Origin of the sequence: Roseibium sp., assembly GCF_048261595.1 — a bacterium.
Taxonomy (GTDB): domain Bacteria; phylum Pseudomonadota; class Alphaproteobacteria; order Rhizobiales; family Stappiaceae; genus Roseibium.
Window position 1 is genome coordinate 270102 of record NZ_JBLXFW010000004.1, and the last position, 26595, is coordinate 296696.

The following is a 26595-nucleotide window of genomic DNA, read 5'->3' on the forward strand; positions in this document are numbered from 1 at the left end:
CGGGGCCGGACCCCGGAATGCGTTGCGCCGAACGTAGGTAGCCGACGGTGATCCGTCAAGTTCGGGAGACCTCTGTGCCGAGGTGACGGAAGGTCTCATCCAGCAAATTTTCAGGGATCGGCATGAGGGCCGGCAAGGCCGTCCAGAGGAGCGCTGCCTCGATACGCTTGCCGGGATAGATATCCGTCATCAGACGGCGATAGACCGCAAGCTGGGCAAGATATTCAAGGGACACCGCTTCCGCTGTTTGAGGCGGAACCAGGTTCGTTTTGTAATCGACAATGAGAACCCGATCCCGCTCGATCACAAGGCGGTCAATCTGACCGGAGACGGCAACCTCCGATCCGTCTTCGGCCTGCAAGCTACCCACGACGGAGACTTCTGCGCGAGCATTCTCGCCAAAGAGTGGCTGAAAATCTTCCTTCCGGAGAATGGCCGCAACATCGTCCAGCAGCGGCTGCCGATAGTCGGCAAACTCTTCCGAAAGCGTCTGATCGACAAATCGCTCGGCAGCGGGCCATCTCTGCTCTTCGCCAAGATCGGGAAGGATCTCAAGCAACCGGTGGACAAGGCGCCCGCGTTCCAGCGGCCAGGCGGCGGGCTGGCGTCTGGCCTCGAGCCGGGAGGCCCCGGAAACCGGAACGACGCCATCCTTTGCCTCCATGTCGTCGAAGGCCTTTGAGGGCTGCAGCCGGCGCTTACGAACGAAGGCAGGCGCACGCTCCGTCAACCAGGCGGGCATCGTATCCGCCTCGCCGCTCTCGACAGGAGCCACAGGAGAGGCTGCGCCTGCCGCTACCTTTGGCTCAGGCTCGCCCCCCGACTTCTGCCAACGCCACGCGAGCACTTCGTCCGCCTCGTTCCTGATCTCGCTCGCGCTCGGTTTCAGGGCACGGGCAACGATGTTGTACCAGCAGGCTTCATGGGCACCGCGTTTCGGCTCCCAGCCACAAACAATCAACCGGTCCTCTGCGCGGGTGAGTGCAACGTAGAGCAGGCGACGGTATTCCTCCTCCTGGCCCTCGCGAAGCCCGTCGATGGCCTCGGCATGCCAGGGAGTGCGATCGTTCTTGGTCGGCAACCAGACAAGGGCGGGCGGAAGGAGCGGATTGCGGAGCCGCTCGCGCGGAAGGAACGCCGGATCGTGGATAGCGCTAACCGGTGCGCCGCCCGGATCGACAAGGATCACGATCTTTGCTTCCAGGCCCTTGGAACCATGCACCGTCATGATGCGGACCATGCCCTTGGAGTTGGTCAGTTCGCGCTTGATTTCGGTAGGCGCTGCGGCCATCCAGGCAAGAAATCCTTCAAGACCGGGTGTGCCAACCTGTTCGTAGTTCATGGCCAGTGCCAGGAACTCGTCCAGAACGTCGTCGACCTCAACGCCGAGACGGCTTCGGAAACGCTGGCGTCCACCGTCTCCGGCAAGAAGCCTTGCGTAGAATTCGTAAGGCGGGATGAAGTCGGCCCGGTCGCGCCAAAGCTCCAGCTGACGTCTAACGGCCTGCCATTTCTCATCCTGTTCGGACTTGCGCACCAGCGCCTGCCAGAGTGTTCCCGGCCGAGACTTTTCCGGTGTCGCAGGCCGGGCAATTTCCAGAAGATCGTCATCGGTCATACCGAGCAGCGGGCTCTTCAGGACACAGGCAAGGGATAGGTCATCCTCAGGCAGCAGCATGAAACGCCCGAGCGCTGCCAGATCCTTCACCGCGATGTGGTCGGTCAGAACAAGCCGGTCGCTACCCGCCGCTGGAACGCCAAAGGACTTCAGCTCCCGGTTCAGTGCCTCGACGAAAGGACCGCGCTTGCGCACAAGCACCAGCACATCTCCGGGCCCTGCGGTCCCCTCGCGCATCCAGCCGGAAATCGTCTCTGCGATCCGCCGCGCGACGCGCAGCATGGGACTGCCACTGGAGACCCGATCAAGGGGCGTGCGCCAGTCATCCGGCTCCTCGATTTCGGCCTGCTGTTCAAGCGGCCAAAGGTCGACGATGCCAGGGTCCTTGCGGATGGCTTCATGCACCGGCGCCTGAAGTTCCTGGGACAGACCCTTGTAGGCGTCTTCCGTGGCAAAGACCGTATCGACGGCTCCCAGAACATCGGGTGTCGAGCGGAATGAGAGCTGCAAGTCAACCGAGTGGAACACCCGGTCGGCTTCTTCAGAGCGGCGGGCAAAGGTGCGGCGCATCTCATCGAAATAGGCAGGAACAGCGCCCTGGAACGAATAGATCGACTGCTTTTCGTCCCCCACGGCGAAGATCGTGCGGGTCTGTCCGCGCGCGCCTTCGCCGGAGAAAAACTCCTCTGCCAGCGAGCGCACCACTTGCCACTGGCGTGGGCTGGTGTCCTGTGCCTCGTCCACCAGAATGTGATCAAGACCCTGATCCAGCTTGTACTGCACCCATTGGGCGGCATCGGAGCGGGACAGCAAATTGGCGGTGCGCACCACCAGATCCTCGAAATCGAGGAAGCCCTTGCGGGTCTTGGCGGCCTCGTAGCGCTCGATCACCGCATGGGCGAGGCGCAGGAGAGCGCGCGTGCCCTCGAAGGTCACGACAGACGCCCGCTCTTCCAGAAGCGCCAGAAGGCGGACCTGCTCTGCTTCAAGAACCTCCGTCACCTGCGGATAGGCTTCCGCGATCTTCTTGGTCGCGAGCGACTTGCGCGGTTCCAGCTTGGCCGTCAGGAAGATCGGCACCCAGGCTTCCTTGAAGGCCTGCGCATCCCTGCGGTCATAGGCAGCAACCAGCTGGTCGGCACGCTCGATGTCAGTCTTTGTGCCGCTCCTCAACGCTTCTGCATAGGACTTCGCCGCGTTCTCGTCGATCAGGCTATCCGACCGGAAACGCTCCTCGATCCCGGAAAGTCCTTCGCCTGCGCTCACGCCAAGGTCTGCCGCCAGATGCGCAAGCGCCGTTTCCAGACCGCCCTCATCATCGACCCAGCGACGGAATGCGTCGCGCGACTGGATCAGCTCGTCCAGCGCCTTTTCCGCACTCGCATCCGGCATCAGCGTGATCAACATGGCGAGCGCATGGCCGAAATCGCTGTCCGGGTCGCCTTCGGCCTCATGAAGCACGGAGGCTCGTGCCTCTGCCATCAGCTCGCCGGCAATACGGTCGTCCAGAACGGTGAAATGACCAGCGACGTTGGCTTCCAGTGGAAACTGGTGCAGCAGTGCCTCGCAGAATGCGTGGATGGTCTGGATCTTCAGCCCACCAGGCGTTTCGAGCGCGTGAGCAAAGAGGCGGCGCGCCAAGCGAATACGCGCTGCATCCGGCTTCCGGCCGTCAATATCCGCAAGCTCTGCGGCCAGGCGCTCGTCGCTCAAGGTTACCCAGTCACCCAGGATCCGGAACACACGGGTCGCCATTTCGGCGGCCGCGGCCTTGGTGAAGGTCAGGCAGAGAATGCGAGACGGATCGGTACCGTCGAGCAACAGGCGCACGACGCGGCGGGACAGGACGAAGGTCTTGCCCGACCCGGCATTAGCGCTCACCCATGCGGAGGCCCTGGGCTGCGAGGCCCGGTCCTGCCGCAGTCTTGTCGCCTCGGGAATCTGGAAGCCGCTCATTCGCCTTCCTCCCCGCCGACGGACCATTCCTGGACGCGGGCTAGGTGGTCGTAATGACCGTCCGTCCGTCCTTCCATCATAACGCGCGCGCGGGACAAATAGCCGTTCGCCTCGTCGGCATAGTGGACGACGAGCTGTTCCAGTCGCTGCCAGGCATCATCGGCGAGCTCGCCCAGGTCCTTGTCCTTGGGATTGCGCGGCAGGGGCATGACCGGTTCCGTTCCGCCTTTCAGCTGGATGTAAAGCAGCTCGGAGATCGGCTGTGTCGACGGCACGTCCTTGAAGCCAAGGCGCTGAACCATAGCCGCTTCCAGTGGCATCTGCGGCGCCAGCAATGCCTCAACCTGCTTGAACGACGGCACCTGCCCGGTCTTGTAGTCGATGATCGCGATGGTGCCATCCTTCATCAGGTCAATCCGGTCGGCACGTCCCTTCAGACGGAACTCCAGTCCCGGCAGCGCCAGATCCACACCGCCGGAAATCTCCAGAAAACGATGCTCGATCCGCTCTGAGCGGTTGGCTTCAAAGGCTATGAACCCGCGGGCAATGCGCTCGAAACGCGGCCACCAAAGCGCACGTACAGCCGGGAAGGCGTCCAGCGGTTCGAAGTGTTTCGCGCCGATCTCGACCAAGCGCGCAACGGCAGCCTCGTCATAGGGGCCGGACCATTCTTCCAGGAACTCGGCCAGGGCATCATGGATGATGGTACCCTTGTCAGCTGCTCCCGGTTCCCCGCCAATTGGATCGACCGGCTGAAGGTCGAGGACATGCCTTGCGAAGATCGCATAGGGGTCGCGCACCAGACGCTCAATCTCGGTGACCGAGAGCATCTTCGGACGTGCGGCAAGTGCCGGCTTCGGATTGGGCCGTTCCGCCGAGATGACCCTGCCCGGTGTCCGGTCAAGCATTCCGGCAAGCTGGCGATAGCGATTGCCCCGGCCTTCCATTTGCTTCGTCGCGCTGGATCCTGCCAGCGTCAGAAGTCTTTGCAGCCAGCGCGAGCCGACGGTCGGCGCACCATCGGCACGGGCCGCCCTCGACAGCAGAACGCGGGCAGCGCCCAGGCCTTGCGCAAAGTCGTGAGCCGCAGCGCCGATGCGCCGTTCGGGCGGATCGAGACCAAGATCGCGCTTCATCGGCCGGTTCAGCCAGGGATCGTTGCGGGTCCGCTGAGGCCAGACGCCTTCGTTGAGACCGCCGAGAATGACGAGATCCGGTGACTGCAGGCGCGCTTCCATGGGACCGAGAATCTGGACACGCGGGTCCCCGGGCAGCTTTTTTCGAACGGACGAACCGGACATGAAGGCTGCCAGCACCGAAGGCCATTCCACCGGCCTGATCTCAAGTCCGCTTGCACCTGCCTCCAGAAGACCGGTCAGGAACAGGGCCAGCGCATCGCCGGTTTCTCCGGAATAAAGCTCGGTATCGGAGCCACTCTCGTCGACACCGACCAGATGCAGCACCTCGGCATGCGCCTTGGCGAGATCCACGACCGACACAGGACCCGTCGTGTCGGCGAGATCTTCCAGCGGCTTCAGTGCTGCGGCGAGCCGGTCAACAAGATCGAGGATCGCATCCCAGTCCTCGTCGTGGATCTTCTTCCAGCGGGCCGGGGGCCGACCTTCGCGGGCCTGATCTCGGCTCGCCAATACCGCCTCGCGCAGACCGGCGGTGCCGGACCTGGCCCGTGGTCCGCGCAGAACGCCGCGCTCGAGCGCTCTTGCCGATGAGCGGATGTCTTTCACCGGCAGCCCAAGGCGAGCGAGCGGATGCTTCAGCAAGGACAGCAGATCGATCGGGTCGCAGCCTTCAAGGGCGAGCCGAGCGGCCAGAATGGCGAGGATCGCAGGCGGCGTCTGATCCAGCGGACGCCCTGCACTGTCATCGACCTCGATGTTCCAGCGCGCCAGCTCATTGGCAACCCGGCGGGCCAGCAACCTGTCGGGGGACACAAGAGCGGCGCTTTCGCCGCGGTCCAGCGCCTCGCGCAGCGCGACCGCCACGCTAAGCGCCTCCTCGGCCTCGTTGGCCGCGGTGATCCGACCAACCCCTTCAAGGGCGGCTTCCCGGCGCTGCTCGTCGAAACCGGCCAGAAAGCCCATCCATCCATCGGAGGTCTCTGCCGGTCGCAAGGCCTCGGAGACGATCTTCTCCCGGTCGGAAAGAGCCGACGTCATGGCATTGCCGAGGGACCTCACTTCGCGCCGGTCCCTGCCCAGAATTTCCAGCAGTTGCTTCAGCCCATACTGCGGGTGACCGGGGACCGACTGGACCGCCTTCCATGGCATGGAAGCGTCTCTTGTCACCTTGGCGTCGCGTCCGCCGAGCGCTTGCCAGGAGCGGACGTCCATGTGGGTGTCGAGACCCGGAAGAACGATGACGCCCTGGTCAAGTTCGGAGACAGCTTTCAGCAGCGCCGCCGTCGCGGGCACCGATCCCGTGGTTCCTGCAACGATCACCGGCCCCTTCGGCGGAAAGGCCGCCAGCCGCTCCGCCTCGCGCCGGATCAAGAGGGACCGGCGCTCCTTGGGGTCGATCTTGCCCTGTTCGGCGAGATGAGCAGGCCATGCCTGCTGGACGATCTTGAGGAAGTCGAGGGTGAGCTGCCAATAGCGGGCATGGTCCTCGGGAACCAGGCTTTCCAGATCGGACCATTCGGCCTCTTCCGTCTCGATCTCGTCCATGAGGGTCAGAAGGTCGCCGGCAAGCCAGGCAGCATCGGCGGCAGAGGCCGGGACCCCCAGCGGTTCGTCCAGGCGCAGGCTCAGGACCTCGCGCCGCAAGGCACCCTTCCAGGCCATCACCAGCCGGGTCATGGCCAGATGCCGCTCAAGCATGGGCATGGCAGGTGGCAGGGCTTCAGCATCCGCATCGGCGCGCAAAAGCTGCTCGTCTTCATCAACATCGCCGACCGGCTTGATCACCGGCAGAAGCACCGGTCGACCATCGAAAAGCTCCAGGAAGATATCCGGCAAAAGCCGGGCAGCACGGCGGGTCGGAAGGTAGAGTGTCAGGGTTGACAGGAGAAGCGGATCGTCCAGCGGCCGAAACCCGGGAACCAGCGTTCCATCGACCAGCTTTTCCGCCAGGGTTCTCAGGAAAGGAACCGAGGGCGGCACAGTGTAAATGTTGTCCTTACGCCCACCTGCCGCCATCGTCACGCAGCGCTTTCGCGCACGGCATATTCTGCGGCGCGGATAGCCTCCGGAGTGCCGATGTGCAGCCAGATGCCTTCCATTTGCACGCCGAACAGGCGGCCGTTCTCAATTGCCTTGTCGAACAGGACATTCATGGAGAAGGCGCCGTCGGGAGCGTCCTTGAACAGGCGCGGATGGATAAGCGCTGCACCGGCATAGGCAAAGGGCGTGACGCCCCGTTCCGGGCGGCGGGTCAGGCTGCCGTCCTTGGCCATGTCGAAGTCACCGCGGCCCGAGTAGCCGACCGCCGTGACCGTTTCGGAAACAAGCAGAAGAATATCCATCCGCTCATCGTCCCAGGCATCGATCATGTGTTCCAGGTTCGGCTTGACGCCTTCAATCCAGTAGGACGTATCCGCATTCAACTGAAAGAACGGCTTGTCGCCCAGGAGCGGCAGCGCCTTCTTGATGCCCCCGCCAGTTTCCAGGAGCGCTGCACGTTCGTCGGAGATCCTGATCTCCAGATCCTTGCGCCGCTTCACGTGCACCTCGACCAGATCGGCCAGATAGTGGACGTTGACGACGCATGTTTTCACACCGGCGGCAACCAGACGATCCATGCCGTGATCGATCAGCGCCTGGCCATTTACCTCGATGAGAGGCTTCGGCGTCGTCGCCGTGATCGGCCGCATGCGCTTGCCGATGCCCGCTGCGAGGATCATGGCCGTGTCTGGACGGAAAGAGGTCTTGCTCATGCTCGTTACCGGTCTTGTCCCGTCAGGAGCTGACGGGCCTGTTCCTGTCATACCAGAGCTTCAAATCCGAGAGAACCGGATGGTTGAGGGCACGGTCGAGATAGGTGTTCATGCGTGGCAGGTGCCGGAGGTAACCCGGCTTGCCGTCACGCCGGGCCAGGCGCACGAAAATGCCGAGAACCTTGGCAATCCTTTGCGCCGACATGACCGCATAAGCCGCCTCGAACGCCGCTTCGTCGAAATCGGACTGGCGCTCCTTTCGAGCCGATAGATAGGCTTGAAACAGGTGCCTTTCCAGTTCCGGCGACACCTCGACACGGGCATCAAACAGAAGCGAGCCAACGTCATAGGCAACCGGTCCGATGACAGCGTCCTGGAAATCGATCAGCGCAATACGGTCCAGACCATCGCGATCGGCGCGCCACAGGAGATTGGGCGAGTGGTAGTCCCGCAGGACCCATCCGGTCTCGGCAGAAGCGATCCGGTCGAAAGCAGCACTCCAGAGGGAATGATATTCATCCCTCAATTCATCCGGCGCGGGTTTGCCCGTCATCTCCGGGACATACCAGTCAAGGAAGAGATCGACCTCGGCCAGGAGCGCGCGGCGATCATAGGGCGGCAGAGAATAGTTTTCGGCGGAGCTCAGGATCACACGCTCCGGCCAGGATTCGCCGTGCATTCGGGCCAGCAGAAGCGTCGCGGCTTCATAGCGTTCGGGATCCGGTATACCGTCCTTCAGAACGCCCTCGCTACCCAGATCTTCCAGAAGAAGCAGTCCCGCGCCAAGGTCCTGAGCATAGATCTCCGGCGCTCCATAACCACGCCGGAACAGTTCCTCGCCGATGGCAACGAATGGACGGACGTCCTGCGCCAGGTGAACGATCTCGCTGTAGCTGAGCTCGGCTCCAAGCGCTTTTTCCGCATAGAGAGCCGGCGAATTCATCAGGACGGCACTTCGGTCGTCCTCGAATACGCGCTCATAGGTGCGAGCGGAGGCGTCGCCCTTCAGGTGGCGGCGATGTGCGCGATGCCACCCACCCTGATCGAGAAAGGCGCGAATGGTACGGGACCGCTCCAGGCGCTTGCCGAAGTCGGTTTCTTCAAACATGAACTGCGCCGTGCGTGTTTCGTCGTCTTCTCCGGCGAGGTTCAGCCAGACCCGGTTTGTCGGCAATAGTTCACTGCCCATTTCAGGCCACTCGACCAAAGCCGCGCCCGTTTCGAGCATTTCATCGAGGCCAAGTTCTTCCAGCTCCTCCGGCTCCTCGATCCGGTAAAGATCGAAATGGGAAACTGCAAAGCGAGGCAGTTCGTAGCTCTGCACCAGTGTAAAGGTCGGGCTTGGAACCTCGAGATCCGGGTCGTCTGCGAGTGCGCGCAACAGGGCTCGGGCGAGGGTCGATTTGCCTGCCCCCAGATCGCCTGACAGGCAGATCAGGTCGCCGGGTTGCAGGACAGCGGCCAGATCCTCGGCAAGGCGCACGGTCGCGGCCTCGTCGGCGAGTGAAAGCTGCAGATCGGGTGAGGAAATCTGGCGCAGGTCCTGTGCGGACATTATGGCTCCGCCTGTGTCTTATTCCGCAGCGACCTTGCCGGACGCCTGCGGAGTTGCCGGGAAGGTACAGGTGACGGTCGTGCCTTGTCCTTCGGCGGATTCGATATCGACCTGACCACCGTGCAGTTCGACGAAGCTCTTTACGATGGCGAGGCCAAGCCCCGCGCCCTGGCGCCGGGACCCGGCACCATGGCCCACGAAGCGATTGAAGACCTGGGAAATTACGTCGGCCGGGATGCCGCAGCCGTTGTCCCTTACGACAAAGACCACTTGATTGTCCTGCCGGGTACAGCTGACATCGACCGTGCCGTATTCCTCGGAGTACCGAACTGCGTTCGACACCAGGTTGAACAGAACCTGGCGCAGGCGCTTTTCGTCGGCCACCATGGTGCCGATATCTTCTGGAACGCTGGTGTTCAGGGAGATCTGGGCTTCCGCGATGCGGTCCTTGAGTGCCTCCACAGCCGCGGCAACGGTCTTGGAAACCTCGACCTCACTGAGGTCCAGTTCCATGATGCCGGCGTCGATGGTCGCCAGATCCAGAATATCATCGATGATAAGCAGAAGCTCAGACGAGGACGAACGGATGTAATCCGCATATTCGCCCTGCTTGACCGACAGTTCGCCGAACTTCGGATTGGTCAGAAGCTGAGCGAAGCCAATGATGTTGGTCAGCGGCGAGCGCAGCTCGTAGGAAACGTGCTGGATGAAGGCGTTCTTGAGCTGATCGGCCTCTTCCAGAGCCTCGTTCTTTTCCAGGAGCGCTCGCTCCACGTTCACGCTGTCGGTCACGTCGACGAAGGTGACCAGCGTACCGCCATCGGGCAGCGGAACGGTTGCGTAGTCGAGCACCGTTCCGTCGTGACGTTCCATGCGGCTTGCCGCCTGGGTTCGGCTGTCCACGAGACCGGTGACGCTGCGGGCAAGCTCTTCCCACGCGGCCCGCTCGTCCTCGACGAGGGCACATGCAGCCGCCAGATCGTTGACATGCGGCACGCCGTCGAGCTGGTCCTCGCGCAGGCCCCAGATGCGGCCGAACGCCGGGTTCCAGAGCCGCAGCCGGCCGTCGGATCCGAACACCGCGACTGCCTCGGACAGATTGTCGAGGGTTTCGCCCTGGACGCGGGCAAGCGCATTGTAGCGGCTTTCCAGGTCAAGCTGCTCGGTGACGTTCTCGTAGATGTAGGTCACGCCGCCCTGCGGATGCGGATTGGCGATCACGCGCAGCGTCCGGCCATCGGGCAGGTGCCACCAGCTTTCGCGCGCCTCCAGGGACTGATAGGCGTCGAGCATCTTGTTGCGCCAGCCGCGATAGTCCGCCTGTTCGGGGATCTTGCGGGCCGCGCGCAAAGCATCAAGCAATGCGCCGTCTTCCGGGTGCGCCTCAAGGAAGGCAGGATCGAGATCCCAGAGCTGACGGAAGGCGGCATTATAGAATTGCAGCTTGCGATCGCCGCCGAAGATGGCGACCGCCGTCTGAAGCTGGTCGAGCGTGCGACCGTGGAAATCCTCGGCGCGGGCCAGTTCCTTGCGTACCTGCTCAAGCTCGCTGCTGTCGACCGCGATCCCCGCACTGCCGACATTTGCCGTGACATCGGTGACTTCGAAGACCCGTCGCTCGCCCGCTGCCACGATGGGCATGCGGGAGCGGAAGCAACCATCCTCATCGCGCTCGCGCTGCATGGCTTCGCGGGCCGCTGCATCGAGAAAGCTCGCGCCATCGCGCATGGCACTGGCCGCGTCAGGCGCGTCGACAGCTTCGGCATAGGCCTTGTTGGCCCAGACGATGGAACCTTCCGCATCCCTCTGCCATGCCGGCGCGGGCATGGCGTTGAGCAAGGCGTGCAGCATATGCAACTCGCCCGAGATACGTGCGTTGCGGGCCGCAAGCTCGGCCTGCATCTGGCGCTCGCCGGTCAAATCCCGCAGCCGCAGGACAACCGCTCCGCCCGCCGTGCGGCCAGAGGCCTCGACATAGGAACCGATAGCCGTCTTGAGTGTGAGTGAAAACGCTTCGCCCGTATTGAAGAGCGTGTCGAGCTTCATCTCGAGATCGGCTGCGCACTTGCTTGTCAGCCAGGAGCCGAAGGAAAGAAGCTGTGCCGGTTGCCGGGGCACTCCCGAGGTTTCTGGCAGGACGCCCCAGATTTGCGGGACCGCCCCGTTGCCGGTCCAGACGATGGACCGTTGCTCATCCGTGTTGAGCATGGCCTCGAGCCTGTCGAGCTTGAGCTTCAGATCACCGTTTGTGCGGGAAAGCCGATCGGACAGGCCTGCGGAGATACGGCGCTGATGAAGGAAAGCGACGGCTGCCGTAACGGCGAAGGTACAGACGCCGCCAAGCGCCCCGAGCCACACCATGTTGTCGGCATTGATCTGCAATGAGGAGATGTTCGCCAGGCCTTCGGCATTGGCTGGGATGCGGCTTGCCATAAGGGCGGCAGCACTGACGCCGGTCAGCTTAACCGAAGCCCGAATCCTTTCCCGCCACGTCGCGCGTTTGCGCGCGCCGTCAAAGCCGCTTACCGGCATTTTGTGATCCCCTTACGCCGCCTTTTATCCCCGGAGAGACCGGTTCAAATCAGGAGCTTGTGCCTCTTGGCCCCTGATTCGTTAAACCATAACCTTTTTGGGAATCGCGCAGAAGAGTCTCTTGCCGAAAAGTTAACGGAACTCCTCAGATCGAAGAATCCCGTTAACAATTTTTGCAGTGCGGTTTTTCCGCCCGATTCTACATATGGTAGGATCGGGCGTTAACCATCAATATTTGTAGTGCTCAGACTTGAACGGTCCGGATTTGTTAATCCCCAGATATTGGGCCTGGTTGTCGGACAGTTCAGTCAGGGTCACGCCAAGCTTTTCAAGGTGCAGACGGGCAACCTTTTCGTCCAGATGCTTGGGCAGAACGTAGACTTCATTCTTGTACTCGCCACCCTTGGTCCAGAGCTCGATCTGGGCCAGAACCTGGTTGGTGAAGCTGGCGGACATCACGAAGCTCGGGTGACCGGTCGCGTTGCCGAGGTTCACCAGACGGCCCTGCGAAAGCAGGATCATGCGCTTGCCATCCGGGAACTCGTACATGTCGACCTGGTCCTTGACCGGACGCAGCTTGGTGTTCTTCAGCGCGGCAACCTGGATCTCGTTGTCGAAGTGACCGATGTTGCAGACAATCGCCATGTCCTTCATGCCACGCATGTGGTCGAAGGTGATGATGTCCTTGTTACCGGTGGCGGTGACATAGATGTCGCCTTCCGGCAGCGCCTGTTCGATCGTCTTGACTTCGAAACCGTCCATCGCCGCCTGCAGCGCGCAGATCGGGTCGATCTCGGTAACGATGACCCGTGCACCGGCACCGGCCAGAGACTGGGCCGAGCCCTTGCCAACATCGCCGTAGCCGCAAACGACGGCGACCTTGCCGGACATCATGACGTCGGTACCGCGGCGGATGCCGTCGACCAGGGACTCACGGCAGCCGTAGCGGTTGTCGAACTTGGACTTGGTGACACTGTCGTTGACGTTGATTGCAGGGAACGGCAGCAGGCCCTTCTTCTGCATCTCGTACAGACGCAGCACGCCGGTGGTGGTCTCCTCCGAGACGCCCTTGATCAGGGACTTCTGCTTGGTGAACCAGCCCGGGTTAGCGGCCATACGCTTCTTGATCTGGGCGAAGAGGACTTCTTCTTCCTCGGAGCCCGGATTGTCGAGCAGACCGGTTTCGCCGGCTTCGACCCGTGCGCCCAGGAGGATGTAAAGGGTTGCATCCCCGCCATCGTCGAGGATCATGTTGGCGCCTTCGGGGAAGTCGAAGATCTTGTCGGCGTAGTCCCAGTATTCTTCCAGGGTTTCGCCCTTGATGGCGAAAACCGGGATACCGGCAGCGGCGATGGCGGCAGCGGCCTGATCCTGGGTCGAGAAGATGTTGCAGGACGCCCAGCGGACTTCAGCGCCCAGCGCGACCAGCGTCTCGATCAGCACGGCCGTCTGGATGGTCATGTGCAGGGAACCGGCGATGCGGGCACCCTTGAGCGGCTTGCTGTCACCGAATTCGGCGCGGCAAGCCATCAGGCCCGGCATCTCGTGCTCAGCGATTTCGATTTCGGTCCGGCCCCAGCCGGCGAGCCCAATGTCCTTGACGATATAGTCGTTCATGAAAACGTCCTGAGTGGTTCGCCCCGGCCTATTTGGGGCGGTGAGTTTGAGGGAGGCGGTCGATACGATCGCTGCCTCGTTGCGGAGGCCGCACGCCTGCCCGCTCCTATGGCAGGTGTTATAGCGCGCACCCGCATTCGTAGCAATGGAGATATAAAGATTTCTTTATATCGTAAGTGCGCAAGACGAATGAACCCTTACCGCGAGGGTCAAAAGCCTTTCGATTGGAAGGATTCAGTCTTCTTCGCCGAAACCGTCTTCGACCAGTTCGGTGATTGCAGCCATGGCTTCATCCGCCTCGGCGCCGGAGACTGCAACCCGGATCGAGCAGCCAGGGCTCGCAGCCAGCATCATCAGGCCCATTATAGAGGTGCCGCCAACGGTCTGACCGTCCTTGGAGACCTCGACATTCGCGTCGAAGGTCTCGACCAGCTTCACAAGTTTCGCGGACGCTCGGGCGTGCAGACCGCGTTGGTTGACGATTGTTAGGTCTTTTTCGAGCACTGTCGGCGTGGTGTCCCTGGTTTGCGCTGCTGTCGTCATGATCAGCTCTGACCGGAGAGAACCTGGCTTGCGACAGAGATGTATTTCTGTCCGGCCTGTCGGGCCTCGTCAACGGCGTCTGCGAGGGACCTGTCGGAACGCACGCTTGCCAGCTTGATCAGCATCGGGAGATTGACCCCGGCGACCACCTCGACGGACTTGCCGTCCATGACCGAGATCGCGAGGTTGGAAGGCGTCCCGCCGAACATGTCCGTCAGAAGAACAACGCCCTTGCCGGAATTGGCTGCCTCGACGGCGGAGAGAATGTCCTGCCGGCGCTGCTCCATGTCGTCGTCAGGCCCGATGCAAATCGTTTCCACCTGCTCCTGGGGTCCGACCACATGCTCCAATGCGGATTTAAACTCCTCGGCGAGGCGTCCATGGGTAACGAGTACGAGACCGATCATGTGTTCGTGCCCTGATGTCTATTCGTGCCGCAAGGGCGACGGTTGCATGTCGGCTGCACTCTCGGCAACCGTTCCCCGAGTTGCAAGCAAAATTGCCATGAATTGCTCAAATGTAGTCCGGCGCATTGGGGAAAAGCCCCCTCAAGGCCCATCGCGCGATCCCGATGGAGGCGTGACACTGCCTTTCGGGGATCTTTACCCTCGGCACTTTCACACCCTCAAGCAGAACGGGATCCGGCAGGTTTTCCGGCATCCGCTCGACATCGGAGGGCGGCACAAGATCGAGCACCAAAGCGACACGCGCCTCCGGCTCGGTCCGTCTCCCACAGATGCCAACCCCGCGGATTTCGACAAGCCCTCTTATCTGCTCGGGCGCAGAGGCGATCAGCGCCCCCTCTCGCACCTCAAGGATCGTCCTGTCGTCACTTACAAGAGCCGTGAAGTTGCCGTTCCTGCGAGCCGTCTCGAGCATGGCGTCGGCAAGAGCCGACTTCCCGCTGCCCGATGCGCCACGTATCAGGATACCGAATGTGCCGATGATGACGCATCCGGCATGATGCGTCCGGGAACTCACTTGCTGTCTCCCGCAGGCAGAAGAATGACAAAGCGGGCCCCGAGAACTTCGCCGTCCGGACCGGCGTCCGGGTCGGCATAGCGGTTCTGGGCCGCAATGCTGCCGCCATGCGCCTCGATGATCTGACGCGAAATGGACAAGCCAAGTCCGGAGTTGTTGCCGAAGCCTTCACCGTCGGGACGATCAGTATAGAAGCGCTCGAAGATGCGGTCGGGATCTTCCGCGCGGATACCGGGACCGTCGTCATCCACGGTGATGCGGATGTTTCGGGCCTTTCGCGACAGACTGATGCGAACATGCCCCTCCGGCGGAGAGAACGAGCATGCGTTGTCCAGAAGGTTTCGGATCACCTGGCCCAGCCGGATATCGTGCCCCAGTACCCGATACGGATGACCGTTTCCGGCGTCGGCAACGGTAAGTCGCACCTCCACCGGGTGACCCGATCTCTGGTTCGTTGCCTCGGTGATGTTGCGCAAAAGCTCGGCGATGTCGATCGTCTCGGCCTGAGCCCGCGCAAGTTCGGCATCGAGCCGCGAGGCATCGGAGATATCGGAAATCAGGCGATCCAGGCGCCTAACGTCGTGCTGGATGACCTCCATCAGCCTTGCGCGGGAATGCTCGTTCTTGGCGAGCGGCAGGGTCTCGACCGCACTGCGCAGCGAGGTCAGCGGATTCTTCAGCTCGTGCGCGACGTCGGCGGCGAATTGCTCGATGGCATCTATCTTGTTGTAGAGCGCGTTGGTCATGTCGCGCAAAGCCCGTGCAAGGTGACCGATCTCGTCTTCACGGTCGGAGAATTCCGGGATTTCCTGCCGAGACGTCGAGCCTTTCCGGACCCGCTCGGCCGCAGCCGCGAGACGGCGAACCGGGCCCGCGATCGTACCCGCCAGCATGATCGACAGGAGGATCGTCACAGAGGCAGCCACCAGAAAGACGCGCATGATCGCCAACCGTTCGGCACGAACGATCGCATCAATGTCACCGCCCTGGGTGGACAGGAGCAACGTCCCAAGCACCGCGCGGAACCGCTGGATTGGAACCGCGACCGAGACGATCAACTCTCCGCGTTGCGACACCCGAACGACCGAAGCTGGCGAACCGGCAAGAGCTGCCTCGACTTCAGGGTATATGCGACCATCACCGCCACCGGCTTCCTGGTAGAGCGGCAGGTCTCCGCGGCGGAACCAGAGCTTGATCGAACGCCACACCGCGTCGAACATTCCGTCCTCCTCCGTAGTTGGCGGAGGAAGGTCGAAGCGAAGAATTTGAGCGCTTGAATAAAGATGCCGGGAGTCGAGAATGAGAATTCCCTCCGGATCATAAATCCGGGCGCGGGTCTTGGTCGGTGACACGAGGCGCCGCAGGACCGGTCCGACGCGTTCCGGGTTCACCGGGAAATCGAGGGTATCAAGATCGTCGCTGCGCGGGGCCAGGCTTTCTCCGGCTTCGAGCTGCAGGAGACGCTCCGGGTCGACCGTGATCGCACCGGTATCGACCGTCGCCGATGCGGCGATTGCGCCTGCGATGATTTCGCCCTGTGTCAGAAGACTCTGAACACGCGCGTCAATCAGACCGGCACGGAACTGGTTCAGATAGAGAATGCCGATCACGAGCGCGATCAGGCCGACAAGATTGATCGCGACGATGCGGCGTGTCAGCGATGAGAGAATGTGGGTACCGAACAAACGGCCGACGCGAGAGAGCAGACGGCGTCGCAAGCGCTTGTTGCCGAGCCTGCGCAGCTGCGAGAGCTCCGGCCCGCCACTCGATGCAGCGGCCGTTTCGTCGGTCTTGTTCTCGCCTGCCATTGGGGGTGGGTCTTCAGACCTCCCTGAACCTGTATCCGACACCGTACAGGGTTTCGATCATATCGAAATCGTCGTCAACCACCTTGAACTTCTTGCGCAGGCGCTTGATGTGGCTGTCGATGGTGCGGTCATCGACATAGACCTGATCGTCATAGGCTGCATCCATGAGGGCATTGCGGCTCTTCACCACGCCCGGACGCTGCGCCAAAGCAGACAGGATCAGGAACTCGGTAACAGTCAGCGTCACCGGCTTGTTGTTCCACGTACAGGTATGACGCTCCTGGTCCATGACCAGCTGCCCGCGCTCGAGAAGCTTTTCCGCGTCTTCACGCGGGGTCGATGAATCCTTCGGCTGCGCCCGGCGCAAGACGGCGCGAACCCGCTCTACGAGCAGGCGCTGCGAGAACGGTTTGCGGATGAAGTCGTCAGCACCCATCTTCAGGCCGAAGAGTTCATCGATCTCGTCGTCCTTGGATGTAAGAAAGATGACCGGCAGGTCGCTCGTCTGACGCAGGCGGCGCAAGAGCTCCATCCCGTCCATACGCGGCATCTTGATGTCAAAGATGGCCAGTTGCGGAGGATCGCTCTGCAGTCCGTCGAGAGCCGAAGTACCGTCCGTATACGTCTGTACGCGGTAGCCTTCCGATTCCAGTGCGATTGACACCGAAGTCAGGATGTTCCGGTCGTCGTCGACAAGTGCGATAGTCGGCATGTTGCGGATCCAGCGTCCTCTGTTGGTCGATCCCCGGCGAGATCGGCAATTCTCAATAATTACAATCTTAGCCTATGCATTGGAAAATGCGCGCAAATTAAGGCGTGGCCACGGGTGGTATCGCTGAAATGGGAAGCGATAAGGCCTGATACCAGATGCTTGGGAGGATTTGCAGCTACTCAACGTCTCAAGCGCGCTTCCCGGTTCTGGAGAGGTTAACGCGATAGACGACTCATTGTTTCATTTCTCAGAAAAAATCGCAAATTTTGAAATTAAAATCGAAAGTCTTCGAAGAAATTTACGTGCAGCTGACTGGTTTTCGCGCGCAGAATGCAAGTCCAACGAAATCATCAATATTATTTCGGCATCTAAATTAATTATCAATCAGAAGATGCCGATTTTTAATCGATTGAAACCGGGAATCGTTCCTTTGTCCGGCTTGTTGGAATTACATTGATCTACTAGGTTCCCAGCGCCAACGGGTACTGCGTTGCTGTTTTCGCCAGGGCCCGCGTTTGGTTATTCAGATCACAAGGACAGCGGGATCATGAAAGAAGTAGGTGTCAGGAATCCCTCCTACGGTGTCGAGACGTTCGGACTGAACGGTCTGAAGTCGGTCTATTGGAACCAGAGTGAGCCTGCGCTTTATGAATATTCGATCTCTCGCGGCGAAGCACAGATCGCTGCGAATGGCCCGCTTGTCGCTGATACCGGCATCCACACCGGCCGCTCCCCCAAGGACAAGTTCGTTGTCCGCGACGCGGTGAGCGCCGACACCGTCTGGTGGGAAAACAATCAGGAAATGAGCCAGGAGCACTTCGAAGTGCTCATGAGCGATTTCCTGAAGCATGCGGAAGGCCTCGAGCTCTTCGCCCAGGATCTCTACGGCGGCGCCGAGAAAGCCTATCAGCTGCCGGTTCGCGTCTACACCGAATACGCCTGGCACTCGCTGTTCATCAGGAACATGCTTCTGCGCCCGGCAGCATCCGAGCTGGCAGGCTTCGTTCCGGACATGACCATCATCGATCTGCCGAGCTTTAAGGCCGACCCTGCGCGCCACGGCTGCCGGACCGAGACCGTCATCGCCTGCGACCTGACCCGCAAGATCGTCCTGATCGGCGGCACGTCCTACGCCGGCGAGATGAAGAAGTCGGTCTTCACCTTCCTGAACTATCTGCTGCCGCCACAGGGCGTCATTCCGATGCACTGCTCGGCCAATGTCGGCGATGCAGGCGACACGGCAATCTTCTTCGGCCTGTCCGGCACCGGCAAGACGACCCTTTCGGCCGATCCGTCCCGCACGCTGATCGGCGACGACGAGCATGGCTGGGGCAAGACAGGCGTCTTCAACTTCGAAGGCGGCTGCTATGCAAAGACCATCCAGCTGTCTCAGGAAGCAGAGCCGGAAATCTACTCCACCACCCAGCGCTTCGGCACGGTCCTGGAAAACGTCGTTCTGGATGACAACCGTCTTCCCGACTTCGACGACGGATCGAAGACCGAGAACACGCGCGCAGCCTATCCGATCCACTTCATCTCCAATGCGAGTGAGACCGGCACAGCACCGAAGCCGAAGACGATCATCATGCTGACGGCCGATGCCTTCGGCGTCATGCCCCCGATCGCCAAGCTGACCCCGGCCGAAGCCATGTATCACTTCCTGTCCGGCTACACCGCCAAGGTCGCCGGTACGGAAAAGGGCGTGACCGAGCCGCAGGCAACCTTCTCGACCTGCTTCGGCGCACCGTTCATCCCGCGCCATCCGTCCGAGTACGGCAACCTGCTGCGCGACCTGATTGCCGAGCACAATGTCGACTGCTGGCTCGTCAACACCGGCTGGACCGGCGGTGCTTACGGCGTCGGCCAGCGCATGCCGATCAAGGCGACCCGCAAGCTGCTTCATGCAGCCCTCGAGGGTTCGCTCAAGAACGTCGAGTTCCGCACAGATGCCAACTTCGGCTTCGCGGTTCCGGTGTCCGTGGAAGGCGTCGATACCTCCATCCTCGACCCGCGCGGCACCTGGGAAGACAAGGCTGGCTACGACGCACAGGCCGCCAAGCTTGTCCAGATGTTCATCGACAACTTCGCCAAGTTTGAAGAACACGTAGATGTTTCGGTCCGCGATGCGGCTCCGGCTCTGCGCAACGCCGCGGAATAATCGGCGAACAATAACAACACCCCTTATTCAGGTGTCGCGACCAGACAGGTTGCGACACCTTTTTTTCTGTCCGCCTTCCTTCTGGACTGTTTGTGCATATATTTGATCTGGCTGGAGGGAGGCGCAAAAATGGCAACCGATACGACCACATCGAACCTGGATATCCTGTCCACCGCGGAAGCCTGGAGCGCCGCTGGACGGAAGGTTGCACTGGCGACCGTGATCGAGACATGGGGCTCCGCGCCCCGTCCGGTCGGGTCCCATCTCGTCATCGACGAAGAAGGCAATTTTGAAGGCTCGGTTTCCGGTGGTTGCGTCGAGGGCGCGGTCGTGTCCGAGGCAATCGACGTGATTGGCAGCGCGAAACCGGTGACACTGGAATTCGGTGTCGCGGATGAGACCGCATGGCGGGTTGGCCTCTCCTGCGGCGGACGGATCCGCGTTTATGTGGAACCCATCTCTGCCGGAGCCGCATAATGGCCGATGTCGACACCCTGCTCGCCTTTGCGCTTGCCTCCGTTCTCTTCGCCTACATGCCCGGTCCGGCCCTGCTCTACACGGCCGCGCAGACAATCTCCCGTGGACGCAGCGCAGGCCTTTCAGCGGCCCTCGGCATTCACCTTGGCTGCTATGTCCACGTGTTCGCCGCGGCCTTCGGGCTGTCGGCAATCTTTCTCGCCGTTCCCACTCTTTACGCCGCGATGAAGGTGCTGGGCGGGGCCTATCTCATCTGGCTTGGCATCCAGATGATCCGTAGCCGGATTGCCGGCAACGAAGCCGACGTGGTTCTGCCGCCGAAGTCACGCCAGCGTTCGTTCCTCGACAGCATCCTGGTCGAAGTGCTCAACCCCAAGGTCGCGCTCTTCTTCATTGCCTTTCTGCCACAGTTCGTCGCCCCGGAAGGATCGCTGCCGATCTGGCTGCAGTTTCTCATCCTCGGCACGGTCGTGAATTTCTCCTTCACTTCCGCCGATCTCCTTGTCGTCTTCTTTGCCTCAAGTGTCCGGGATCGGCTGAGCCGGTCGTCCCGGTGGCAAGACCTGACCCGCTGGATCGGCGGTACGGTTCTGATGGGCCTTGGCCTCAAGCTTGCGACCGAGCGCGGATAATCATGGAACTCTCTCTTCTTTCAGCCCTGAACAAAGAACGCGATGCACGCCGCGCAGCAATCCTCGTTACGGACATGTCCAGCGGCAAGCAGCGGCTGGTCTGCAAGGGTGACGACCTCTCCAAAGATCCATTGGCTGCAGAACTCGGCAGCCGGTTTCGTTCCGGCAAGTCCGGGCTCGTTGACCAGGGAGATGGAGCTTCCGCGTTCCTGACCGTTTCAGTCCCCTCGCCGCGGCTCGTCATCATCGGCGCAGTTCATATCTCGCAGGCCCTTCTGCCGATGGCGGAAATCGCGGGTTTCGATGTCACGGTGATCGATCCGCGCACCGCGTTTGCGACCGAAGAGCGTTTTGCCGGGGGGACATTGAAAGCGGAATGGCCGGAGGATGTCCTGAAAACACAACCTCTCGATCCCTTCACCGCCGTCGCCGCTGTGACACACGATCCCAAGATCGACGACTTTCCCCTCATGGAAGCCCTGAAGACCGGATGCTTTTATGTCGGTGCGCTGGGGAGCAGAAAGACCCATGGCAAACGTGTCGAGCGCTTTACCGAAACAGGTCTTTCCGACGACCAGATCGCACGCATCGACGCCCCTATCGGGGCAGACATAGGTGCCGCATCGCCTGCGGAAATCGCCGTTGCCGTCCTCGCAAACATCATCGAAGCCTTGCGCAAGGCGCCGGGAGCGACCTGATGAAATTCGGCCCTGCGGCGACAGAGACCGCCGAAGGCTGCGTTCTGGCACACAGCACGCGGCTGAATGGCAAGACCCTGAAGAAAGGGCACCGTCTGTCCCGCGACGACATTCAGGGACTCATTGGCGCAGGTCATGATGAAATCGTCGTCGCACGGCTGGATCCGGGTGACGTGGATGAAGACACCTCGGCGCGCCGGATCGCCCTCGCCGCGTGCGGCGGAAATCTTGGCACCGATACGCCCTTCACCGGACGGGTGAACCTGTATGCCGAAACAGATGGTCTCCTGATTGTCGACCGCACGGCCGTCGATGCCATGAACCGGATCGACCCGGCCCTGACCATTGCCACCCTTCCCGAGTATGAAAAGGTCGCTGCCGGACGGATGGTCGCGACCGCCAAGGTCATTCCATTCGCCGCGCCGTCGTCGCTTGTCGAACAGGCAGAAGCCTGTATCGACCGGGCACTGCGCATCGCACCATTCCGCCCCAGAAAAGTCGGGTTGGTCGCGACGCGGCTGGATCATCTCAAACCCTCCACGATGGACAAGACCCGCCGGGTTCTTGAACAGCGCCTACGGGCCAGCGGAAGCGTCATTATCGATGAAATCCGGGTGGATCACGCAGCAGGCCAGGTGGCGGATGCGCTGCGGCATTTACGGGATGACGGCGCCGATTTGCTGATCCTCTTCGGGGCATCTGCGGTTGTCGACAGGTTTGACGTGCTCCCCTCGGCCATCGAACAGGCGGGTGGTTCCATCACCTATTTCGGAATGCCCGTGGACCCGGGCAACCTTCTCCTGCTTGGCGATCTGGCCGGGATCCCCGTGATCGGCGCTCCCGGCTGTGCGCGCAGCCCGAAGGAGAACGGCTTCGACTGGATTCTTGACCGCTTGCTCGCCGACCTTCAAGTGACACCGGCAGATATCACCGGCCTCGGTGTTGGAGGATTGCTCATGGAAATCGGCTCACGCCCGCAGTTGCGCGAGCAGCCCGGCCACGGCAAGGCAACGAAAGTGGCCGCGATTGTCCTGGGCGCAGGAAAGTCCAGCCGTATGGGAGCGGCCAACAAGCTGCTAGAGCAAGTGGACGGCAAACCGCTGGTCGCCCACGCCGTTGCCGCCGCAAGCAAGGCCGGCCTGGCCCAGGTTCTCGTCGTCACCGGCCACATGGCAGACGACGTGCAGGCTGCCGTCGGCGCCTACACCCCTGATGTGGTTCACAACCCGGATTTCGCCGACGGCATGGCGACTTCCATCCGAACAGGTCTGAGCGCACTCGATCCGGATATAGGTGCCGCGATCATCATGCTCGGTGACATGCCAGGCGTGACTGAAGAGACCGTCAACGCGATTGTCGAGGCCTATCGCGAGAACCCCGATCGGATGATCGTGACAGCGAGCTGCCAGGGAAAACGGGGCAATCCTGTTCTTTGGGACAAACGCTTCTTTTCCGATCTGATGCAGCTGCATGGAGATGTCGGGGCGCGTCATATCATTGCGGAAAACAGGCACCTCGTTGAGGAAGTCGAGGTCGGGCCCGGAGCGCATATCGACCTTGATACGCCGGAAGCCCTTGATTCCTATCGCGGCGCAACATAGTGGTAAATCTATAGTTAATTTATTGTCATTATAACAAGAATTAAGTCGTTCACGCCGATAGCCAAATGAATTGTTAGGCAACATGCCTGTTATGCAGGAATTGCAGGGCTCCCATGACTCCTGGAGTATTGCATTTTCATGACGGTCATCTTATGTAAGCCGGGCATTGGTTGAGGCGCCGATACGTTGGCTGCAGATTTGCCTCTGCATTGAACATTCCGTCAAACGACACTCGCTGTTCGGATCCAGGGTTTGGATGCTCGAACGCTTTTGCGCGTGCGCACGAACAAAAAGGAAAATACGATGGATACTTTGAGCCTCCCGCGTCCTGGCTGCTGCAAATGGGCAGAAGGCGATGCCGGCAGCTACACGTTCCCTTGCTCGAACCGCGTCGAGCCGGGCGTCTCCTATTGCGACGACCATCGCTCAATCGTCTACATTCCGCCGGAAGAGCGTCGCCGTAGCCGCTCCGGCGGCATGAACACCTCGTTCAAGCGCATCGCCGCCTGATCAGCGAGATACACACGCGCCCCATCGCGTCATTCGAACCCGGCCCGCAAGGCCGGGTTTTTTGTTTCATTGAGCGAGCGAGCCCGCGATCGGGTATTCAGTCTTTGAGAATTTCGGCCTCCATAGAAATACTGATAGTTTTACCGATGCAATATTTCTTTCCCGCTTAGTTCGCTCACTAATTCCACTAATTAAACTCTTACTTTACCTAGCCGATGTACGTATTTCTATTTACAGAGGCGCCCTCGCGCCGCAGAGCAGGAAGCGTCGCACATGCTGGCAGTCTATCCAGACAACGAGAATTCGCGGTTGGATGCCCTGCATGCACTGTCAATCATCGGGACGAAGCGCCAGGCCGAGTTCGATGATGTTGTCGCGGCGGTCGCCGACATCTTCGAATGTCCGATCGCCCTGGTTTCCCTGGTTGATACAGACCACCAATGGTTCAAGGCCTGTACCGGTCTCGATCTGGAAACAACTCCGCGGAATATCTCCTTTTGCCAGCATACGATCCTTTCCAGGGAGCCGCTGGTCGTTCCCGACACTCATTGCGACAAACGCTTCAAGACCAATCCGTTCGTGACAGGTGCTCCGCACATCCGGTTCTACGCGGGTGTGCCGCTCTCACTCGATGGAGAGCACAACCTCGGTACCCTTTGTGTCATCGGCGACGAGCCGAAATGGCCAAGCCAACAGCAGTTGAATCAGCTTCAGAGAATGTCACGTGTTGTCGAGGCTCTTCTCAAGGCACACGAAACCTCAGGCCAACTCAATCAGGCGCTTGAGCAGGCGAGACTGGATAAGGCCGCCGCTATGCGTGAAAGTGACCTTCTGCAGGAGATCACCAATGTTTCAGGCGTCGGCGGCTGGGAACTCGACCCTTCTACCGGAAGCCTCTCCTGGACCGATAAGACCCGTGAGATCCACGAGGTAGACCCGGACTTCACCCCCACGGTCGAGCAGGCGCTCGACTTCTATCCGGGAGAAAGTGGGAAGATCATTACCGCGGCAGTCGAGAGCGCCACTGAAAACGGAACGGGATGGGACCTTGAGTTGCCGTTCAGGACGGCGAAAGGGCGCGACATCTGGGTCCGCGCCGTGGGGCGACCGATCTTTCATGACGGCGAGATCGCCCGCTTTGTCGGCAGTTTCCAGGACATTACGCACCGCAAGCAACAGTCAGAGATGGTCCAGGCCATTTTCGACAACTTTCCCGGTGCGCTCGCCTATCATGATCACGATATGCGGCTGCTGGCCTGCAACGACGCATTCCGGGACTTTTTCAATTTTCCCGAAGAGATGATCCAGCAACAGCTCCCGATGCTGGACTACATGATCTATCTCGCTGAGCGTGGCGACTATGGCCCGGGCGACCCGGAAACCCTTGCGCGAGCACGCTACGAAAAAGCCTACGCACACAAAAAGCCGACGGTTATGGAGCGGGAGACCCAAGATGGGACCGTCATGGAGTCCCGTATCACGCCTCTGCCAAACGGACGGTATGTCATCAGCTTTCTCGACATAACCAGCCGGAAGACTGCCGAACGCTCGCTCATGCAATCAGAAGCAATCCAGCGGACCACCCTCGAATGCGTCGGCGAAGGGGTGCTGGTACTTAGCCGGTGCGGGAAAATTGTGTCCATCAATCCCGTGGGCGAAAAACTGTTGGGGTCCAGCGAGGACGCATTACTTGGCACATCGGCCCACGATCTGAGAATGACCTTTACATTCGAAGACGCTGGTCTCGCAGGATTTGCCAACCCGTTTGTCGTCGCACTGGCGGAACCTTCACGCCTGAACGATACCGTCATGAGCGTTGAATACGCCGATAGCCCGGAGAAAGTATGGCTCCGGATGGACGCCGCGTTGGTGGCTGGATCGGGTGGGATCGATGATGGCCTTGTTGTCATCACGCTGACAGATATCACCGAGGCGAAATCGCAGCTAGATACGCTGCAGGCGATCGTGAACAACATGCCCGGTGGCCTTGTGTATTACGATCAACGCAAACGCCTGGCGGTCTGCAATGACGAGTTTCAAAAGCTGCTGGCGCTGCCGCAAGAATTTATCGAGGAGAAAGCGGAACTCAGCGACATCGCGCGGTATCTGGCCCATCGGGGAGACTATGGCCCCGGCGACCCTGAGCAGGTGTTGAACGATAAGCTGGTGGCCATTCAGCGTGTCGATCCGTATCTGTACGAACGAAAAAGTCCAGACGGCAAAGACCTGGAAATTCGCGGCGTCATGCTGCCGGACGGTAGCATCGTTTCCAGTTTCTTCGATGTTAGCGAACGCAAGCGTCTAGAGGGACTGAGCGCGCAAAGAGAGCAGGAAATTCGGCGTCATGCCGACCAGGTTGCAGCAATCCTGGCAAACATGAACCAAGGCGTGAGCGTTTTCGACGGTGATGCTCGCCTGGTTCTCTGGAACCAGAGATACATCGACATTTTCGGTAAGCCGGAGGGAGAAATTTATGCTGGCGCGTCGCTTGCGGAACTTTTGCAGGCGGAAAAGGATCGGAACGAATTCGATGGCGATATCGAGCAGCACGTCGCGGATCTGCAGGACCGGCTCAGATCCGGCGATGTCGTCCGTCACAAATTTCCGCATCCTAACGGAAAGGTTATCCGTGCTGTACACGCGCCCATGCCGGATGGCGGCTGGATTGGTACCCATGAAGATGTCACCGAACAGGAACAGGCTGCCGCAAAGATCGAATTCGCAGCACACCACGATCCCCTGACCGGCCTGGCCAACAGAACGCTCTTCAATACCACCTTGGACGAGACCCTATCGGCGGCGGCTGCCGAGGGCAAACACGGCCATCTTCTCACGATCGACCTGGATCACTTCAAACCAGTCAACGATACCTTTGGCCATGATACCGGTGACGATCTTCTCAGGCAGGTAGCAGGCCGGCTGAAGGAATGCGTTCGGAATTCCGACCTGATCGCCCGGTTGGGCGGTGACGAGTTTGCCATCATCCTTGCAGGCTCTGGTTCATCGGACGCAATCGTTGCGGTGATAGCAGACCGAATCGTGAAGAAGCTGAATTCGCCTTTCCGCTGCCTCGGTCATGACCTGAGCGTCGGCGGCAGCATTGGTATCGCCGCGATCGTTCCGGGCGACGTAGATCCCAAGGCAATCGTCAAGCAAGCCGATACCGCGCTCTATCGGGCCAAGAAACTCGGCAGGAACGGCTTCCAGTTCTTTCAGCAGGAAGAAGAGCCTACACAGGTGGCCAGAAGGGCGTGACCGCCCCCGGCTGCCGATCGCCTTCACACCAACAAAAAACGCGGCCCGAA

The 26595-nt window shown here is 60.7% G+C and carries 19 protein-coding genes; 8 read left to right on the top strand and 11 right to left on the bottom strand.

Annotation, left to right across the window (positions count from 1 at the left end; all coding sequences use genetic code 11):
• Window positions 1–55: 55 nt before the first annotated feature.
• From addA to ACN0SY_RS14860, 11 genes are all read right to left on the bottom strand, one after another.
• The gene (addA, locus tag ACN0SY_RS14810; protein ID WP_417688394.1) at window positions 56–3574 is read right to left on the bottom strand and encodes a double-strand break repair helicase AddA; all 3519 of its coding nucleotides are present in this window, start codon (window positions 3572–3574) and stop codon (window positions 56–58) included.
• Window positions 3571–6729: a double-strand break repair protein AddB gene (addB, locus tag ACN0SY_RS14815; protein WP_417688734.1), complete on the bottom strand. Its 3159-nt coding sequence runs from the start codon at window positions 6727–6729 to the stop codon at window positions 3571–3573. Before addB ends, addA begins: the two co-directional genes overlap by 4 nt.
• A 2-nt stretch (window positions 6730–6731) precedes the next feature.
• On the bottom strand, window positions 6732–7466 hold the full coding sequence (locus ACN0SY_RS14820; protein WP_417688396.1) for a nucleotidyltransferase family protein: 735 nt from the start codon (window positions 7464–7466) through the stop codon (window positions 6732–6734).
• A 22-nt stretch (window positions 7467–7488) separates the two neighbouring features.
• Window positions 7489–9021 (bottom strand): tRNA (adenosine(37)-N6)-threonylcarbamoyltransferase complex ATPase subunit type 1 TsaE, encoded by a 1533-nt coding sequence (gene tsaE / locus ACN0SY_RS14825; protein WP_417688398.1) that lies wholly within the window; start codon window positions 9019–9021, stop codon window positions 7489–7491.
• 18 nt (window positions 9022–9039) lie between these two features.
• On the bottom strand, window positions 9040–11553 hold the full coding sequence (locus tag ACN0SY_RS14830) for an ATP-binding protein (RefSeq protein ID WP_417688400.1): 2514 nt from the start codon (window positions 11551–11553) through the stop codon (window positions 9040–9042).
• Window positions 11554–11781: 228 nt separating this feature from the next.
• Window positions 11782–13170 (bottom strand): adenosylhomocysteinase, encoded by a 1389-nt coding sequence (gene ahcY, locus ACN0SY_RS14835; protein WP_417688402.1) that lies wholly within the window; start codon window positions 13168–13170, stop codon window positions 11782–11784.
• 234 nt (window positions 13171–13404) lie between these two features.
• A complete protein-coding gene (locus ACN0SY_RS14840) occupies window positions 13405–13713 on the bottom strand; it encodes an HPr family phosphocarrier protein (RefSeq protein ID WP_417688404.1) in 309 nt (102 codons plus the stop codon).
• A gap of 2 nt (window positions 13714–13715) precedes the next feature.
• Window positions 13716–14120, bottom strand: a complete 405-nt coding sequence (locus ACN0SY_RS14845; RefSeq protein WP_417688406.1) for a PTS sugar transporter subunit IIA — start codon at window positions 14118–14120, stop codon at window positions 13716–13718.
• Between the two features lie 106 nt (window positions 14121–14226).
• Window positions 14227–14694 carry an HPr kinase/phosphorylase gene (locus tag ACN0SY_RS14850; protein WP_417688408.1) on the bottom strand — a complete coding sequence of 156 codons (468 nt, stop codon included), beginning with the start codon at window positions 14692–14694 and terminating at the stop codon, window positions 14227–14229.
• On the bottom strand, window positions 14691–16502 hold the full coding sequence (locus tag ACN0SY_RS14855) for a stimulus-sensing domain-containing protein (RefSeq protein ID WP_417688410.1): 1812 nt from the start codon (window positions 16500–16502) through the stop codon (window positions 14691–14693). The genes ACN0SY_RS14850 and ACN0SY_RS14855 overlap by 4 nt, the downstream gene beginning before the upstream one ends.
• Before the next feature lie 13 nt (window positions 16503–16515).
• Window positions 16516–17214, bottom strand: coding sequence for a response regulator transcription factor (locus tag ACN0SY_RS14860; RefSeq protein WP_417688412.1), 699 nt, complete (start codon window positions 17212–17214; stop codon window positions 16516–16518).
• Window positions 17215–17383: 169 nt separating this feature from the next.
• Here ACN0SY_RS14860 and ACN0SY_RS14865 point away from each other — a divergent pair, with 169 nt between their 5' ends.
• The 8 genes from ACN0SY_RS14865 (at window position 17384) to ACN0SY_RS14900 (ending at window position 26545) form a co-directional block, all read left to right on the top strand.
• Window positions 17384–17671, top strand: coding sequence for a hypothetical protein (locus ACN0SY_RS14865; protein ID WP_417688414.1), 288 nt, complete (start codon window positions 17384–17386; stop codon window positions 17669–17671).
• Between the two features lie 90 nt (window positions 17672–17761).
• Entirely contained in the window at window positions 17762–19372 is a 1611-nt protein-coding gene (locus ACN0SY_RS14870) for a phosphoenolpyruvate carboxykinase (protein WP_417688415.1), read from the top strand.
• A gap of 129 nt (window positions 19373–19501) precedes the next feature.
• Window positions 19502–19849: an XdhC family protein gene (locus tag ACN0SY_RS14875; protein WP_417688417.1), complete on the top strand. Its 348-nt coding sequence runs from the start codon at window positions 19502–19504 to the stop codon at window positions 19847–19849.
• Window positions 19849–20481, top strand: a complete 633-nt coding sequence (locus ACN0SY_RS14880) for a LysE family translocator (protein WP_417688419.1) — start codon at window positions 19849–19851, stop codon at window positions 20479–20481. Before ACN0SY_RS14875 ends, ACN0SY_RS14880 begins: the two co-directional genes overlap by 1 nt.
• Before the next feature lie 2 nt (window positions 20482–20483).
• Window positions 20484–21179 carry an XdhC family protein gene (locus ACN0SY_RS14885; protein ID WP_417688421.1) on the top strand — a complete coding sequence of 232 codons (696 nt, stop codon included), beginning with the start codon at window positions 20484–20486 and terminating at the stop codon, window positions 21177–21179.
• Entirely contained in the window at window positions 21179–22780 is a 1602-nt protein-coding gene (locus ACN0SY_RS14890) for an NTP transferase domain-containing protein (RefSeq protein ID WP_417688423.1), read from the top strand. The genes ACN0SY_RS14885 and ACN0SY_RS14890 overlap by 1 nt, the downstream gene beginning before the upstream one ends.
• A 303-nt stretch (window positions 22781–23083) precedes the next feature.
• Window positions 23084–23290, top strand: coding sequence for a hypothetical protein (locus ACN0SY_RS14895; RefSeq protein ID WP_417688425.1), 207 nt, complete (start codon window positions 23084–23086; stop codon window positions 23288–23290).
• Window positions 23291–23563: 273 nt separating this feature from the next.
• Complete coding sequence (locus ACN0SY_RS14900; RefSeq protein ID WP_417688427.1) at window positions 23564–26545, top strand: PAS-domain containing protein; 2982 nt, start codon at window positions 23564–23566, stop codon at window positions 26543–26545.
• Window positions 26546–26595: the final 50 nt, after the last annotated feature.

Excerpts from the sequence above, each read along its gene's own strand:
- ACN0SY_RS14885 (WP_417688421.1), top strand. The coding sequence starts at position 20,484 with ATGGAACTCTCTCTTCTTTCAGCCCTGAACAAAGAACGCGATGCACGC.
- ACN0SY_RS14830 (WP_417688400.1), bottom strand. The coding sequence starts at position 11,553 with ATGCCGGTAAGCGGCTTTGACGGCGCGCGCAAACGCGCGACGTGGCGG.
- ACN0SY_RS14845 (WP_417688406.1), bottom strand. The coding sequence starts at position 14,120 with ATGATCGGTCTCGTACTCGTTACCCATGGACGCCTCGCCGAGGAGTTT.
- ACN0SY_RS14820 (WP_417688396.1), bottom strand. The coding sequence starts at position 7,466 with ATGAGCAAGACCTCTTTCCGTCCAGACACGGCCATGATCCTCGCAGCG.
- ACN0SY_RS14900 (WP_417688427.1), top strand. The coding sequence starts at position 23,564 with ATGCTGGCAGTCTATCCAGACAACGAGAATTCGCGGTTGGATGCCCTG.
- ACN0SY_RS14890 (WP_417688423.1), top strand. The coding sequence starts at position 21,179 with ATGAAATTCGGCCCTGCGGCGACAGAGACCGCCGAAGGCTGCGTTCTG.
- tsaE (WP_417688398.1), bottom strand. The coding sequence starts at position 9,021 with ATGTCCGCACAGGACCTGCGCCAGATTTCCTCACCCGATCTGCAGCTT.
- addA (WP_417688394.1), bottom strand. The coding sequence starts at position 3,574 with ATGAGCGGCTTCCAGATTCCCGAGGCGACAAGACTGCGGCAGGACCGG.
- ACN0SY_RS14880 (WP_417688419.1), top strand. The coding sequence starts at position 19,849 with ATGGCCGATGTCGACACCCTGCTCGCCTTTGCGCTTGCCTCCGTTCTC.
- ACN0SY_RS14870 (WP_417688415.1), top strand. The coding sequence starts at position 17,762 with ATGAAAGAAGTAGGTGTCAGGAATCCCTCCTACGGTGTCGAGACGTTC.
- ACN0SY_RS14895 (WP_417688425.1), top strand. The coding sequence starts at position 23,084 with ATGGATACTTTGAGCCTCCCGCGTCCTGGCTGCTGCAAATGGGCAGAA.
- ACN0SY_RS14875 (WP_417688417.1), top strand. The coding sequence starts at position 19,502 with ATGGCAACCGATACGACCACATCGAACCTGGATATCCTGTCCACCGCG.
- ahcY (WP_417688402.1), bottom strand. The coding sequence starts at position 13,170 with ATGAACGACTATATCGTCAAGGACATTGGGCTCGCCGGCTGGGGCCGG.
- addB (WP_417688734.1), bottom strand. The coding sequence starts at position 6,729 with ATGGCGGCAGGTGGGCGTAAGGACAACATTTACACTGTGCCGCCCTCG.
- ACN0SY_RS14840 (WP_417688404.1), bottom strand. The coding sequence starts at position 13,713 with ATGACGACAGCAGCGCAAACCAGGGACACCACGCCGACAGTGCTCGAA.
- ACN0SY_RS14855 (WP_417688410.1), bottom strand. The coding sequence starts at position 16,502 with ATGGCAGGCGAGAACAAGACCGACGAAACGGCCGCTGCATCGAGTGGC.
- ACN0SY_RS14860 (WP_417688412.1), bottom strand. The coding sequence starts at position 17,214 with ATGCCGACTATCGCACTTGTCGACGACGACCGGAACATCCTGACTTCG.